This is a genomic window from Pseudomonas sp. NFACC39-1 (assembly GCF_900110355.1).
GTDB lineage: Bacteria > Pseudomonadota > Gammaproteobacteria > Pseudomonadales > Pseudomonadaceae > Aquipseudomonas > Aquipseudomonas tehranensis.
This window is the reverse complement of record NZ_FODL01000003.1, coordinates 404,529-418,777: the sequence shown is the minus strand read 5'-3', so window position 1 is coordinate 418,777 and position 14,249 is coordinate 404,529. Positions and strand designations below refer to the sequence as shown.

Sequence of the window (14,249 nt, the reverse complement as noted above, 5' to 3'; positions counted from 1 at the left end):
GCCCGAACGCTTCAGTCAAAACTGCCGGGCGGCAGGCGACCGACCTCAGGTCTGGCAAACAGGTAGCCCTGCATCAGGTCGATCCCCAGGTCCAGCAGCGCGGCGCTTTCCCCCCGCGTCTCAATACCCTCGGCTATGACGGTAATGTCCAAGCGCTTGGCGACCAGGACGATGCCCTCGACAATCGCTTGTTTGACCGGGTCTTGATCAATGGTGCGGGTCAACGCCATATCAATCTTCAGCACGTGCGGCTGAAACATGGCCAGCAGATTGAGCCCCGAGTAGCCGGAACCAAAATCGTCAATTGCCGTAGTGAAACCCTGGCGTTCGTACTCCACGAAGATTGACTTGAGGTGGTCAGGATCTACCACCTTCTCGCCTTCCGTCACTTCGAACATGAGTCTGTTAGGCGGGAAGTTCGTAAGACGCGCCGCTTCCAGGGTTGCCCGTATACAGGTCTCGGGCCGGTACACGGCGTTGGGCAGGAAATTGATGCTGAGCAAACAGTCGGCAATCTCCAGAATGCCCAGCCTGGCGGCCTCCTCGATCGCCTTCACGCGACACGCCTGGTCGAATCGGTAGCGGTTACCGTCATTGACCAGCCCAAGAATGTAGCCTGCCGATTCACCATTGACACCCCGCACCAGCGCCTCATAAGCGAACGCGGTGCGCGTGCGAACATTGAAGATAGGTTGGAAGGCCATTGTGAAGTCGAACCCCAGTGCCTCATGGTTGCGGCAGTCGGCGCAACCAAGGGATTTGAAGGCTGGTTCGGAGGAATCTTGGGTCATGATCAGTATTCCGTTGCTTAACGGGCGTCCCCTGCACTTGCAAAGAACTGTAGTCGACACCGCCTGAATCGGCACAAGCCAAGCTTTCTGAAGGACCTGATCATGTCACAAACGCCCCGTTAGTCGAGGGCGCTCGTGCGCCTCAACCTACCCAGCCAACCGCCGTTTTGGGGATGACCTCGGACTCATCGAGCTTGGAAGCAAACATGCTCACCGCTTCGAGTGCGTCACTGGTTCCGGTTCTGATCTGCAAGATAACCGATCCCGCCTGGTCAGCCAGGGTTACGCCACGCAGGGCGCCCTCCTGGGTCACCGTCATGCTGGCGACGGCGTCACGGGTTTCAGACAGAATCAAGCCAATCATCTCGGCAATCTCGGCCGTCGAACGACTGGTGCGCCCGGCCAGTTGCCGGACTTCATCAGCGACAACCGCAAACCCTCTCCCTTGATCGCCGGCCCGCGCCGCTTCGATGGCCGCGTTAAGGGCAAGCAGGTTGGTCTGGTCGGCGATGCCGCGAATGGTATTGACGATCGCCGTGATCTCTTCTGAACGAGCGCCCAACTGCCCGACCAAGCGTGCGGAGGCCCCGATGTTGTCAGCGATCTGGCGCATTTCCTTGGCCGTTTGCTGAATCACTTGCGAACCCTGTTCAGCGACTTTTTCGGTCTCGGAAGAGATGTGGTAGGCACGGGAGGCGCCGCGCGAGTCCTCTTCAAATTTCTCGACCCGTTCGCTGATGTCACTGGCGAACTTGATGATCTTGCTCAGCTTGCCTTCGGCATCGTAGACCGGGTTGTAGCTAGCCTCCAGCCAAACGACCTTGCCGTGCTTGCCCAGACGCTTGAATTGACCATTGAAAAACTCGCCGCTATTGAGGCGACGCCAGAAATCGCTGTATTCGGAGCTGCTCACCAGCTCCGGCTCGCAAAACAGTCGGTGGTGCTTGCCTTTGAGCTCTGCCAGTGAGTAATTCATGACGCCGAGGAAGTTGTCGTTAGCGGTCAGGATGTTGCCGTTCAGATCGAATTCGATCACCGCCATAGCACGATCAAGGGCTGCCAGCTTGCCTTGGGTTTGCGCCTCATTTGCCACCCGCGCTGTGACGTCGAGTGCATACTTGACCACTTTTACCACGCGCCCCTGCTCATCGGTTACAGGGTTGTAGCTGGCCTCCAGCCAGACGTTCCCGCCCCGGCCATTGAGTCGCTGAAAAGTGCCGGACACGAATTGACCGGCCCGCAGCCGCTCCCAGAATTGCCGATACTCGGCGCTGCTAACCAGTTGCGGCGTGCAAAAATCCCGATGAGACAGACTTGCCAACTGATCCGCCCGGTACCCCATCGTGCTCAAGAAGTTCTCGTTGGCACGCAGAACCTTGCCATCAGGGCTGAACTCGACAACGGCCATCGACCGCTCCAGAGCGCCAATCAATCCTTTGTAGGTTGTCAGTTCAGCTGTCCTGGCCGTCAATTCACTTTTGAGCATTGAATTAAACATGAGATACCCTCGCAGACCGCGGAAATCAATCGGACCTTATTCATGTATCGGCGAGGCAAGTGAAGGCTGAATGGGCCTTGAATAATTATGTCTTGACGCCAGACCAACGGCACGATACGCGCTGTTCGTGAACTTAGACGGCAAACGCCATACCGCACTGGCTCGGGGCGCCGGCGCGCCCCGGAGTCAGGACTCATTGATTGCGCGTCACCCTCCACACCGTGTTTGCCAGGTCGTCGGCAATGATCAGGGCGCCGCGCGGATCGACAGTGACCCCGACAGGCCGCCCCCGTGTTTTCCCGTCGGAACCCCGAAAGCCGGTGGCGAAGTCAACCGGCTCACCCGCGGGACGCCCCTGGCTGAACGGGACGAAGATGACTTTGTAGCCCACCGGATTGTCGCGGTTCCAACTCCCATGCTCGCCAACAAATACGCCCTCGGCGTACTGCTCACCCATCGCCGGCAGGGAAAAATCGACACCCAGCGCGGCCACGTGCGCCCCCAGGCTGTAATCGGGTTTGACCGCGGCAGCCACTTTGTCCGGATTCTGCGGCTGGGCGCGCGAATCAACGTTCTGCCCCCAATAGCTGTAAGGCCAACCGTAAAATGCACCCTCGCGCACCGAGGTGAGGTAATCGGGAACCAAATCGGGACCCAGCTCATCACGCTCGTTCACCACCGCCCACAACTGGCCGGACTCGGGCTGGATCGTCAACGCCGTCGGGTTACGCAGACCGGTTGCGTAAGGCTTGTGAGCCCCCGTCGTGGCGTCGATCTGCCACACCATGGCGCGGTCGGTTTCGACCTCCATGCCACGTTCAGTGACGTTGCTGTTGGAACCGATGCCGACGTACAGGAAGCGACCGTCGGGACTGACGGTCAGGGCCTTGGTCCAGTGGTGGTTGATCTCGGACGGTAAGTCGGTGACCTTGGTTGGCGGGCCGTCGGCCTTGGTCTGGCCTTGCTGATAATCGAAGCGGACCAACGCATCCTGATTGGCCACGTATAACTTGCCGTCGGCAAAAGCCAGGCCATACGGCGCGTTGAGATTTTCGGCAAATACCGTCTTCAGTTCGTAGGTCCCGTCGCCATCGGCATCACGCAGCAATGTCAGGCGATTGCCGCCTTTGACCTGGGTGTTGCCCTGCGCCTTGATGACACTGGCGATCACGTCCTTGGGCTTGAGTTTCGCCGCATTGCCGCCACGGCCTTCGGCCACAAGAATGTCGCCATTGGGCAGCACGAGGGTCTGGCGCGGAATCTTCAGATCGGTCGCGATGGCCGTGACGCTGTATCCCTGGGGTACCGTCGGCTTCTGCTCACCCCACGGGACCGGCTCGGCAATTTTCATGCTGGGCAACAGCCCGCGTTGGGGCTCTGGCAGTTTGGGGTCCGGGCCACGTGCCTGAACGGCGTCCCCTTCACCACCACATCCGCTGAGTAACAACGCCATGCTCAAGGCAGTCAGTGCAATCGAATGTTTCATTGCCCACCTCCCGAGCGCGAGTGGGTGAGTCCTGTCCACGCCGTCACACAGGCCAGCAGGGTCACGATGACAGACAGCACCAACCCCATGGGCATGACGGCCCAGGCGTCCTTGGCATGCTCGAAGGCGTTGACCAGCCCCAACACCCAGGTGACCAGCAGTAGCACCGGGTACATCACGACGCGCCCCGCCTTGCGGTCCGCCCGGAGCAGATTGACGAGGGCGAACAACAGCGCCAGCCCACCGAAAACCAACCCGCCGGCAATCAGCCAGGAGGCAAAGTTGCTCCACTGGATCTGATAGGTCTTGTAGTAGGCAATGTCACTCAGCAATGCCCCTAGAAACAGGGGAACGGTGCCGGCCAGCAAGATCGCGTGAAGCGGGCCGGGAGTGCTTGCGTAGAGGGGGTGAGCGGTAACGGTCATGGGGCCTCCTTATGGTTCAACGACCTGGATGGATACTCATGACGGATGAATCGGCCGATCCGGGTCGTATTGACTACGCACAGGGAAAGGGATCGTGAGGCGAAAGCGTTAGTTCCCGATTTTTCTTATCCTTACGCCTGAAGCCAAGCCGTAACGCTGGCGAACTCAGCGGCTTTGTTGAGGGGTTCATGCCAGGCAAGCCGCGCCGGCTTACCTGGCAAGAACCGGTGTTGCTCGCGCCGTCAGCCCTCCCCGACCGGCTGCAACGCGCCGGCCACCTCAGGCTTTTTTGCGAACAAGCGTTGCGGCAACAGGAAGTACGCCAATGCCGGCAACAGGATCAGCGCGCCGAGCATGTTCACCAAGAACATGAAGGCCAGCAGGATGCCCATGTCGGCCTGGAACTTGATTGGCGAGAACGCCCAGGTCGCCACGGCGATTGCCAGGGTGATGCCCGTCAGCAAAACCACCTTGCCGGTGAACAGCAGCGCCCGGTAATAGGCCTCGGACAGCGTGGCGCCAGCGCGCATGTGGGTCAGGATCACGCTCAGCACATACAGGGCGTAGTCGACACCAATGCCTACCCCGAGGGCGATCACCGGCAGTGTGGCCACCTTGACGCCCATGCCCAGGCCAACCATCAGCGCCTCGCAAAGAATCGAGGTGAGCATCAGTGGCAGCACCGCGGCGAGTACCGCACGCCAGGAACGGAAGGTCACCCAGCAAAGCAGGATCACCGCGCCGTAGACCCAGAACAGCATCTCGCGCATGGCCTTCTTCACCACAATGTTGGTGGCCGCCTCGATTCCAGCGCTCCCCGCAGCGAGCATGAACTTCACGTCCGGCAGTCGCTGCTGGGCGATAAAGGCTTCGCTGGTCTGCACCACCCGTTCCAGGGTGTCAGCCTTGTGGTCGGCCAGGTAGACGTAGAGCGAGAGCAATGAACACCCCTGGTTGAACAGCTCACGCGGCGCACGGGTCTGTACCGCGCCAAGGGCCCCGTCGTTGGGGATCAATTCGTACCACTTGAAGTTACCCTCGTTATACCCGGCGGCAGCGATCTTGCTCAGGGCGGCCATGGAGTTGGTCGACTCCACACCCGGCAACTGCTCCAGTTGCCAGGCCAGGGCGTCCACCGCGGCGAGGGTCGGATAGCGGGTGCATTGGTCTTCCGGGGTTTTGACCATGACCACGAAAATGTCTGAACTGGCCGCGTAGTTCTGCGTCATGAAGGCCGCATCGCGGTTGTAGCGCGAATCGGGACGCAGCTCCGGGGCACCGGGGTCCAGGTCGCCGATTTTCAACTGCAGGCTGACGGCGAAACCGCCGATCGCCAGCGCCAGGCCCACCAGACAGGCGCCGTAAGCCCAGGAGCGGCGGGTGAAGAGGTCGAGGAAACTCCAGAGCGGATGCTTGACGTTCGCTTTCAACTCGGCCGTTTCGGCCCGCAAGCTGCGCTCGGCTGCCTTGGCGCCTACGCCGATGTAACTGAGCAGAATCGGCAGCAGGATCAGGTTGGTGAAGATTAGCACCGCCACCCCGATGCTGGCGGTGATTGCCAGGTCCTGGATCACCTGGATCTTGATCACCATCAGCACGGCAAAACCCACCGCATCACAGAGCAGCGCGGTCATGCCGGCGGCGAACAAACGGCGGAAGGTGTAGCGCGCGGCCACCACCCGGTGAGTGCCACGGCCGATGTCCTGCATGATGCCGTTCATCTTCTGCGCGCCGTGGCTCATGCCAATGGCAAACACCAGGAAAGGCACCAGCGCCGAGTAAGGATCGAGGTCATAACCCAGGGTCGCCAGCAGACCGATCTGCCAGAGCACCGCCACCAAGGAGCAAAGCACCACCAGCGCGGTACTGCGCACGCAACGGGTGTACCAATAGAGCACCGTCACCGTGACCAGCACGGCGATGACGAAGAACAGCATGACCTGCGCCAATCCGGCAATCAGGTCGCCGATGATCTTGGTGAAGCCGGTGATGTGAATCTGGATGCGCTCGTTCTGGTATTTGTCGCGCAACGCTTCCAACTGCCGTGAGAGCTCGCCTGCGTCCAGTGCCTTGCCGGTCACCGGGTTGATTTCCAGCAGCGGCACGAAGATCACACTGGACTGGAAGTTGCCCGCCACCAGTTGGCCAATTTCGCCGGAGCGGGCCACGTTGGTGCGTACCTGCTCCAGGCTGGCCGCAGAACCGTCATAGGTGTCCGGGATCACCGTGCCGCCATCCAGCCCCTCCTCTGTCACCGCGGTCCAGCGCGTGGTGGGCGTCCATAGCGATTTCATATAGGGCTTGTCGACGCCTGGCAGCAAATAGATCTCGTCGTTGAGCCGGGCGAGAACGTCGAGGTAGTCCTTGTCGAAAATGCTGCCGTCCTTGATCTGTACGGCGATGCGAATCGAATTGCCCAGACCGCTCAGTTCACTGCGCCGCTCAAGGAAGTTGGCCACGTAGGGGTGAGAGGTTGGAATGGTCTTTTCAAAACTGGCGTTAAGGCCAATCTTGCTGGCCTGGTAACCCAGCACCAGAGTGACCAGCAGGCAGAACAGGACCACCCAGGGGCGGTGATTGAAGATCGCCCGCTCGCCCAGATTGCCGGAGCGCGGATCGAAATCCTCCAGCCGGGCAATCACCACTTGCTGTTCGAGGGAGGGATTATTGTCGTTCACATCGGACTCCGAATACGGCCGCGTAGGGCTCTGGCAAGTTGTTCAACGTTGGGCCGAGGAAAGGTTGTGTTTGAGGCGGGCCACGCCACTGAAGCCGACACTGATCAAACTGCCATCGGGGGCGGCGACCAGGCCGGCGATCGAGGCGCCAGCCGGGCCTGTAAGATGCCGTAAGCTGCGTCCCCGGTCGGGGCTGAGTAACAAATCACCGGCCTGGCTGGCCAGGATCAACGCGCCATCAGGCAGTTGGGTGCCGCTCGACAGCGCCACCTCCAGACCGGTCTCAACGCGCCGCCATGTAAGCCCCTGGTCGCCCGACCAATAAGCATTGCCGCGCAAACCGAAGGCCACCAACTCGCCGGCAGGACTGCCCTGCAAACCGAAGAAGCTGCCGTCATAGGGTGACTCGAGCGCCTGGAAACTGCCGCCGTTGTCAACCGAGCGCAGCAGCAGACCTCGTTCGCCGACGATGAACAGCGCGCCGCCCGCAGGGCGAACGCCGTACAGGTTGAGGCCCTCGGGGTTATCCACCTGCTGCATCCACGGCTGCCAGCTATCGCCCCCATCCGTGGTATGCAGGATCAGGCCATAGGCACCGACCACGTAACCGTTACGGCGGTCGCTGAAGTACAGGTCGAGAAAGGGTTTGTCCGGGCCATCGGCGACCAGCCACTGGGCATCCTTGAGCCGCTTGGCGTCGTTACCTTGTTGCGCCGAAACCAGCGCCAGATGCGCCGCTGCGACACCATCGAGTTGCTTGACCCAGGTTTGGCCACCGTCGGTGCTGCGCAGAATCACGCCCATATGACCGACAGCCCAGCCCTGCTCGGCATCCACGAACTGCACGGCCGTCAGGCTGACGCTGACCGGCACACGCGCCTGACGCCAGCTCTGGCCGGAGTCGTCAGAGAGCAGGACGATGCCGCGTTCACCGACCGCCACCAGCCGGTCGCCGGCCCGGGTGACCGCCAGCAGCACCGCACGGGGTGCCTTGGCGCTCTGCAAGGCCGCTTGGTTGAGTAGCGCAATCCCCGGGCTGGCCGTTGCCCAACCTGACACTGATAACGCAGCCAGCAGCAAAGCCACCGGTAGCGCCCGCATGAGTAAAAAGTTACCGATCATGTCCGCTCCGACCATCGCATAAGAGTTATCCAGACGCTGATCGCACAACGCGCCGATGCCTGGGGCCCGGCGCCTTGCACAATCGCTTAGCGCATGCTGTCGCTGGCCATGGCATCAGGGGTAAAAAACGCCGCCGGCGGACGCGGATAGCTCTGGTACTGCACGCCCAGATCGTTGGCCGAGGAGTTCAGGAAGTAGGCCCCGGTTTCCAGGTTGTAACTGCCCCACATCATTTGAGAGGTCAGCGCCGGCATTTCGGGCGCCAGCAGGGTGAGCGTGTAGTTATGCCGTCCCAACTTGCCTTGGGCGTCATAGCCGTCGAGCAGCAGCACTTGCCAGGAGTCCTCGTCCACGTAGTAGGTACGCTTGGGCACCACGTGACGCTTGCCGTCCTTGAGCGTGGCGCTCACAACCCAGACCCGATGCTTCTCCCAGCGCACCAGATCCGGGTTGAGGAAACCTGGCTTGACCAACTCGTCGCTGCTCACCGCCGCCGCGCGGTTGTTGTTGTAAGGCACCAGTAGTTCTTTCTTGCCGATCAGTTTGAGGTCATGACGGTCGGTGGGCCCGAAGATCATGAAGGCCTCGTCGAAGAAACCGACACCCGAGGTGACGAAGTCCGGCGTATCGTATGCGACGTTCGGTGCACGGCGCACCCGACGCTGGCCGACCAGGTACTGCCAGGCGGCGCGTTTGCCGGGGTCCATGTCCCAGTGGGTCATCAGCCCCTCGCCGGCCTTGGAGGACGGCAGTTCCGTAGCCAGTTTGCCGATCAGAAATTTGCCCGCGAAGGTGTCGAGGTTGCCCTCTTTGAAGTAGTAAGGGCTCTGGTACCAGAAACGCGCGCGGGTGGCCTGGATCTTCTTGCCGCCAGCCGTCATCAGCCAAGTGTCGAACGGCGAATAGAAGGTGTCGGCGCCCTGCCAGGACAGGCGGTGGTTCCACAACACCTCGGCACCGTTTTGCGGCAATGGGAAAGGAATCCCGCCATAGGCGCCGCTGACTTTCTCAGTGGGCACATCGAGGGTGGCGCGGGTGGCGTTTGTCAGGGTGTTGTCGTACACCCACTGCGGCGCGGCAGCACTGCGCCGGGTCGGATAGACGTCCAGGCGGTAACCGGGATACTTCTGCAGCAAGGCCTTGGTGCCCTCGGCCAACTGGTCGGCGTACTGTGCCATGTTGGCCGCGCTGACCGAATACAGCGGCTTGTCGGCGGCGAACGGATCGGCACGTTTGTCGCCGTTCTTGTAGCCGGCCGGCGCCGTGGTATAGCCACCTGTCCACTCAGGAATGCTGCCGTCCTGGTTGCCGGCGCGCTCGGCGCCGAGCGGCGTGAGCTCGGTGCCAAGCCGTGCGGCCTGCTCAGGGGAAACGGCCGCCTGCACCAGGCCGGCACTCAACAAGGCAATGGCCAGGGCCGAAATACGCAAGGAAAATAGGCTTTGCATAGAAAATGAAACCTCTTATTAGAATGTGGTTTTCACGTACATGGCGACGAAGTCACGGTCGGCCAGGGATTGGCCGTAGCTGAAGTTGCCGTCCTCGCGCAGCCCCGCCGCCTTCTTGCCGAAGAAATTCACGTAATTGATGCCGAAGTCCCAGCGCTGCAGGTACGTGGCTTTGAGCCCGACACTCCAGTCGCCGGCGTGGGTATTGCCGAACCCGGCCTTGCTGACGGCTGAGGAGCGTCCATCGAGGACGACGCCAAACCCCACCGGCACGCTCAGGTCCAGACCGTCGGCGACCTGGAAATAAGCCGGCTCGGCCAGCACCCGCAGCGCCGTCGCGTCACGGGTGGTGTTGGAATCCAGTGCCGCGCGGTTGTCGGTGACGCTGAGGGTACGGTTCCAGGCCAGTTCGGCGAGCACCGAGCCGCCATCCCAAAGCGAGTTGGGCGACAGCAGGTAGATGGTCGAGAGGTTGACGTGGGCCGTCTTGCCCTTGGCGTAGAGCGCATCGCCGCTGTTGTCCGCGGCCATTCCCGGTGTCACCACCTGCAGGTTGCTCACCAGCGGAGCATCCCAACGCACCGAGGTCTCGCCGGCGAAATTGAACGGGCCATAGGCCGTGGAGAAGCTGGCGCCCAGGGTTTTGATGTCTTCGGCGTAAACCTGGCGATAGGAACCCAGGATCGGCAGCCCGGTGGCGGCAGCCGCTGCACCATCCAGATAGGCATAGAGCGCGCTCGGCGCCTTGTCGTGATACTTGGCGGCGTAGAAGCCCAGCTCCAGTTCGGTGCCTTCGGGCTTGTAGCGCAGTTGCATGCCGCCTTGGCCGGAATTCCTGGCCTCGATGTCGGAGGCATGCACGGTGGTGTTGCCAAACACCTGGGTCCAGTCGCCGGAACCTTCGCCGATGCCATCGTTGTCACTCAGGTAGCTGCCCGCCCCCGGCAGGTTAGAACGCTCCCATTCGAACTGATAGTAGGCACCCACAGACAACTGCGGGTTGATCTGCAACTGCCCGGACACTTGATTGACCGGCCGCAGGATTTCCTTGAATTGGGTGCCGGGGACGCTGAGCAGTTTGACGATATCGCTGGGACCCTGGGCGTTGGCGATGCCATTGCCCCCGTAGAACAGGCTTTCGCCGTAGATCAGGCTATGCCGGCCCAGACGCAGGGTGCCCTGGCTCGATTCGCCGACATCGCCTCGCACGAATACGAAGGCATCGAGTAACTCGGCATCACGCCCGTGCAGCTCGCGGGTATCGTCGAGGAAGTGCCGTTGCTCGCTGCTGTCGGTGTTCTTGTTGTAGATATCGTCGTACCAGGCCGCAGCGCTGAGGCGCAGGCCGTAGTTTTCCCGGCTCAGGTCCATCTCACTGAACAGGTCCAGGCGGTTGGAGACCAGGCCGCTGCTGAAATTCTTGTCGCCCTGGCTCTGGATCGAGGGGTACAGGCCGCCTGCCGTCGGCGCGTTGACCAGGTTGTCGTCGGCACCTTGCAGGCGCCAGGCCTGGCTGTACTTGAGGGTGTTGTCCCAGCGCAAACGCCATTCACTGTCGCCCAGGTCAATTTGCGCGGCCTGGGGTTGGGAGGCCCAGCCGGCCAGGCAAACCGAGAGTGCCAGGGCGGAACGCTTGAAGCCTGGATAGCATCGAGAGTTGTGCATGTTGTTCCTCATTGTTCTTGTTGTTGGAAGCATGTGTTGTGAACGGGCCGGCCGGCGGTAACTCGCGCAGGGCTCCTCGTTCAGATGTAGGTGGATGCCAGGCCGCCATCGACCGGCAGATTGACGCCGTTGATCCAGCGCGATTCGTCGGCACACAGAAAGGCAATGGCAGCCGCCACTTCATCGGCGTAGGCCGGACGCTTCATACGATGAGCGTCAGCCTCAACGCGCTCTTGACCGAGCATGCTGACGAAATCACCCAGGATGGGCGTGAACACCGGGCCCGGTGCCACGCAGTTCATGCGCACCGAGGTGTGCAAGAACCAGGGTTGGGCCTGCTGGTAGTTCCAGACGATCAAGGCCTCTTTGAAATACTGGTAGCAGCTCTCTTGAGGCACCGGATGTTCGGCCAGCCAGGCCTGGCCATGGGCAAAGCTTTCCGTAGCGGCCAGCGCCTTGTGCAGGTCCAGGCGCTGCGGCCACTGCGCGCCAAGAATCGAAGCAACGTTGACGATGCTGCCTCCGGCAGCGATGCGCGGTAGCACCGCCCCACAGAGATGGCGCACCCCCAGGTAATTGACCTGGGCAACCACTTGCGGATCGGCGGTCCCGGGGACTCCAGCGATGTTGCACAAGCCGTCGAGGGCCTGCGGCAACCGGCGCACAGCCGCATCAATGGCATCAGGGTGGCTGAGATCAGCCTGGATGAAATCGTCCAGGCTCAGGTTGGGCTCGTTGCGATCCATGCCAATGACGGTGGCCCCGTGGGCACGCAGGATCCGGGAGGTTTCGGCGCCGATGCCCGAGGAAACCCCGGTCACGACTATCCTCTTGTTGGTCAACTTCATACGGGCTTCCCGATTCTTGCTTGTGCTGCCTGCTCGAACGCGGCGACAGCCAAGCCATATTGTTATTGCCGAATTAGTTAATCTCGGTAACTAGTTGTAGCAAGCGATATGCCATCTCCGGGCAATCGCAAAGCAACCGCTCAAGCCCGGGGCATCCAGCTCAAACGCAGGCAAGCAAGGGTCATGAGTGGAGAACTGGGCGGGTAAAAAAAGTGATGATTTCAGCAATTTCATGCTGCACTATGCGGATTATGATTATTCCGATTAAGGATTGGTGATGGCGGACAAGCTGATTTCCCTGGCCGAACTCTCTCGCGCAACGCCAAGCAAACCCGTGCGCGGTGCCAGCGAGCAGCTGCCACCGGGTGCACCGCCGACGCTGCAGGATCTGACTGAATGCCTGATGTTCAGCCCGGGCGACGGGCGCATCTGGTTGAACGGCGCACGCATGCTGCTGATCCACAACAGCGGCATCGGCGCGCTACGCCGAGAGCTGATTGAAAGCATGGGCCTGGCCCGCGCGCGAGGCATCATGTTGCGCACGGGCTACCATTGCGGCGCCCGGGACGCCGCCCTGATCAAGGAGCGCTTCCCCGAGGCTGACATCCTGGCGCTGTTCGCCGCCGGCCCGATCATTCATGCGATCGAAGGTGCGGTGAAAGTCGAGCCGGTGCATTTCGAATTCGACATGAACCTGGGCACCTATTACGGCGAGTTCCTCTGGCACCATTCCAGCGAAGATGATGAGCACATCGCCCACTTCGGCATCGGCACGGAACCGGCCTGCTGGATGCAGACCGGCTATGCCACCGGGTATACCTCGGCAATGGTCGGCCGGCTGATTCTCTACCGCGAGGTCGAATGCCGTTCCACCGGCTCCAGCATTTGCCGGCTGATTGGAAAACCCGCGGAGGAATGGGACGACGCCGAAGCGGACCTGGCCGACCTGAACGCCGAACCGTTCGTCAGCACCGGCGGGCGCAGCGTGACAGCCCACAGTCGCAATGATAAAGGCGCCCTGCCGACGAGCTTGCTGGTTGATCCGACACCCGCACAAGACAGCGACATGGTGGGGATTTCCTCAGCCTTCAACGCCGCCTGCCACATGTTGCGCCGGGTTGCGCCGACCCAGGCGACGGTGCTGTTCACCGGCGAGTCCGGGGTCGGCAAGGAAATGTTTGCCCGGATGCTGCATCGCATCAGCCCGCGCCACGATGAGCCCTTCGTCGCCATCAACTGCGCTGCGATTCCGGAAAACCTGATGGAATCGGAGCTCTTTGGCGTCGAGCGCGGCGCCTACACCGGTGCCACTCAATCGCGCGCCGGGCGCTTCGAACGCGCCGACGGAGGCACCCTGTTCCTTGACGAGATCGCCACCCTCAGCCTGGTGGCCCAGGGCAAGCTGCTACGCGCCTTGCAGGAGGGCGAAGTCGAGCGGGTCGGTGGCAGCCGCACGTTGAAGGTCGATGTGCGGGTGGTCGCCGCGACCAACGTCGACCTTCGTGCCGCCGCGCAACGTGGCGAGTTCCGGGAGGATTTGTTCTTTCGCTTGAATGTGTTTCCGATCCACCTGCCGCCGCTGCGCGAACGCAAGGAAGACATCCCGCTGCTGATGACCCACTTCCTGCATCGCTTCACCCAGCGCCATGGTCGCCAGATCAGCGGTTTCACGCCGCGCACGGCCGATACGCTGCTGGCCTATGACTTCCCAGGCAATATCCGCGAGTTACAGAACCTGGTGGAGCGCGGCGTGATCAGCGCCCCGGACGGCGGCGCAATCGACCTGGCGCACCTGTTTACCAGCGGCGAACGGCTGGCCCAGCCCATGTTCTCCATCGGCACCCGCGGCCAACTGGCAGCCAGCCCCAACGACCCGCCGCCGGCCAGCCCTACCAAGACAGCCGCAGCCAGTACGGGCAGTGGTGCGATTCTGGAACTGTTTGGCGGCAAGGATCCAAGCCGGCTGTCATTGCAAGAGATCGAGGACACCATCATTGACCACTGCCTGGGCGAAGTGAAAGGCAATGTCTCGGAAGCGGCCCGCCGTCTGGGCCTGACCCGTGCTCAGTTGTCCTATCGCCTGTCGCGACGCTCGACCAGCGAGTAACGGCATCGCCGATCCGGGAAAAAGTGCGGGGGCAACTGTCTTGGACGCTTATGTTGCTTTCGATGTCCCGGCCATCCAAACCTCCTCTGGGGGAGCAAAGCTTGCTCGCGATAGCGGTGGTTCCGCTCGCATCAATGTTGAATGTGCCTCAGTCATCGCGAGCAAGCTTTGCTCCCACAGG

At 61.6% G+C, this 14,249-nt stretch carries 9 protein-coding genes and 2 pseudogenes; 1 reads left to right on the top strand and 10 read right to left on the bottom strand.

Features of this window, described 5'->3' with window-relative positions:
- Nucleotides 1-11: 11 nt before the first annotated feature.
- The 10 genes and pseudogenes from BMY45_RS08655 to BMY45_RS08615 all read right to left on the bottom strand — a co-directional run bounded on the left by BMY45_RS08655 (nucleotide 12) and on the right by BMY45_RS08615 (nucleotide 11,961).
- Nucleotides 12-791, bottom strand: coding sequence for an EAL domain-containing protein (locus tag BMY45_RS08655; RefSeq protein WP_092396627.1), 780 nt, complete (start codon nucleotides 789-791; stop codon nucleotides 12-14).
- Between the two features lie 142 nt (nucleotides 792-933).
- Nucleotides 934-1,410: pseudogene (locus tag BMY45_RS28630) on the bottom strand (methyl-accepting chemotaxis protein); the annotation flags it as partial.
- A 111-nt stretch (nucleotides 1,411-1,521) separates the two neighbouring features.
- Nucleotides 1,522-2,199, bottom strand: a pseudogene (locus BMY45_RS28625) (PAS domain-containing protein); the annotation flags it as partial.
- A gap of 283 nt (nucleotides 2,200-2,482) precedes the next feature.
- Nucleotides 2,483-3,775: a PQQ-dependent sugar dehydrogenase gene (locus tag BMY45_RS08645; protein ID WP_092396623.1), complete on the bottom strand. Its 1,293-nt coding sequence runs from the start codon at nucleotides 3,773-3,775 to the stop codon at nucleotides 2,483-2,485.
- On the bottom strand, nucleotides 3,772-4,200 hold the full coding sequence (locus BMY45_RS08640) for a DUF2231 domain-containing protein (protein WP_092396621.1): 429 nt from the start codon (nucleotides 4,198-4,200) through the stop codon (nucleotides 3,772-3,774). The genes BMY45_RS08645 and BMY45_RS08640 overlap by 4 nt, the downstream gene beginning before the upstream one ends.
- A 242-nt stretch (nucleotides 4,201-4,442) precedes the next feature.
- The gene (locus BMY45_RS08635; protein WP_092396619.1) at nucleotides 4,443-6,878 is read right to left on the bottom strand and encodes an efflux RND transporter permease subunit; all 2,436 of its coding nucleotides are present in this window, start codon (nucleotides 6,876-6,878) and stop codon (nucleotides 4,443-4,445) included.
- Nucleotides 6,879-6,920: 42 nt separating this feature from the next.
- Entirely contained in the window at nucleotides 6,921-8,015 is a 1,095-nt protein-coding gene (locus BMY45_RS08630) for a WD40/YVTN/BNR-like repeat-containing protein (RefSeq protein WP_371913921.1), read from the bottom strand.
- Between the two features lie 71 nt (nucleotides 8,016-8,086).
- Nucleotides 8,087-9,448, bottom strand: coding sequence for a DUF1329 domain-containing protein (locus BMY45_RS08625; protein ID WP_092396615.1), 1,362 nt, complete (start codon nucleotides 9,446-9,448; stop codon nucleotides 8,087-8,089).
- Between the two features lie 18 nt (nucleotides 9,449-9,466).
- A complete protein-coding gene (locus tag BMY45_RS08620) occupies nucleotides 9,467-11,113 on the bottom strand; it encodes a DUF1302 domain-containing protein (protein WP_092396613.1) in 1,647 nt (548 codons plus the stop codon).
- A gap of 80 nt (nucleotides 11,114-11,193) precedes the next feature.
- Entirely contained in the window at nucleotides 11,194-11,961 is a 768-nt protein-coding gene (locus BMY45_RS08615) for a coniferyl-alcohol dehydrogenase (RefSeq protein WP_092396611.1), read from the bottom strand.
- 277 nt (nucleotides 11,962-12,238) lie between these two features.
- Here BMY45_RS08615 and BMY45_RS08610 point away from each other — a divergent pair, with 277 nt between their 5' ends.
- Nucleotides 12,239-14,068: a sigma-54-dependent Fis family transcriptional regulator gene (locus BMY45_RS08610; protein WP_092396609.1), complete on the top strand. Its 1,830-nt coding sequence runs from the start codon at nucleotides 12,239-12,241 to the stop codon at nucleotides 14,066-14,068.
- Nucleotides 14,069-14,249 lie beyond the last annotated feature (181 nt).

What these genes read in the sequence shown, in the direction of transcription:
- BMY45_RS08655 (WP_092396627.1), bottom strand. Translation starts at nt 791, where the DNA reads ATGACCCAAGATTCCTCCGAACCAGCCTTCAAATCCCTTGGTTGCGCC.
- BMY45_RS08645 (WP_092396623.1), bottom strand. Translation starts at nt 3,775, where the DNA reads ATGAAACATTCGATTGCACTGACTGCCTTGAGCATGGCGTTGTTACTC.
- BMY45_RS08640 (WP_092396621.1), bottom strand. Translation starts at nt 4,200, where the DNA reads ATGACCGTTACCGCTCACCCCCTCTACGCAAGCACTCCCGGCCCGCTT.
- BMY45_RS08630 (WP_371913921.1), bottom strand. Translation starts at nt 8,015, where the DNA reads ATGGTCGGAGCGGACATGATCGGTAACTTTTTACTCATGCGGGCGCTA.
- BMY45_RS08625 (WP_092396615.1), bottom strand. Translation starts at nt 9,448, where the DNA reads ATGCAAAGCCTATTTTCCTTGCGTATTTCGGCCCTGGCCATTGCCTTG.
- BMY45_RS08620 (WP_092396613.1), bottom strand. Translation starts at nt 11,113, where the DNA reads ATGCACAACTCTCGATGCTATCCAGGCTTCAAGCGTTCCGCCCTGGCA.
- BMY45_RS08615 (WP_092396611.1), bottom strand. Translation starts at nt 11,961, where the DNA reads ATGAAGTTGACCAACAAGAGGATAGTCGTGACCGGGGTTTCCTCGGGC.
- BMY45_RS08610 (WP_092396609.1), top strand. Translation starts at nt 12,239, where the DNA reads ATGGCGGACAAGCTGATTTCCCTGGCCGAACTCTCTCGCGCAACGCCA.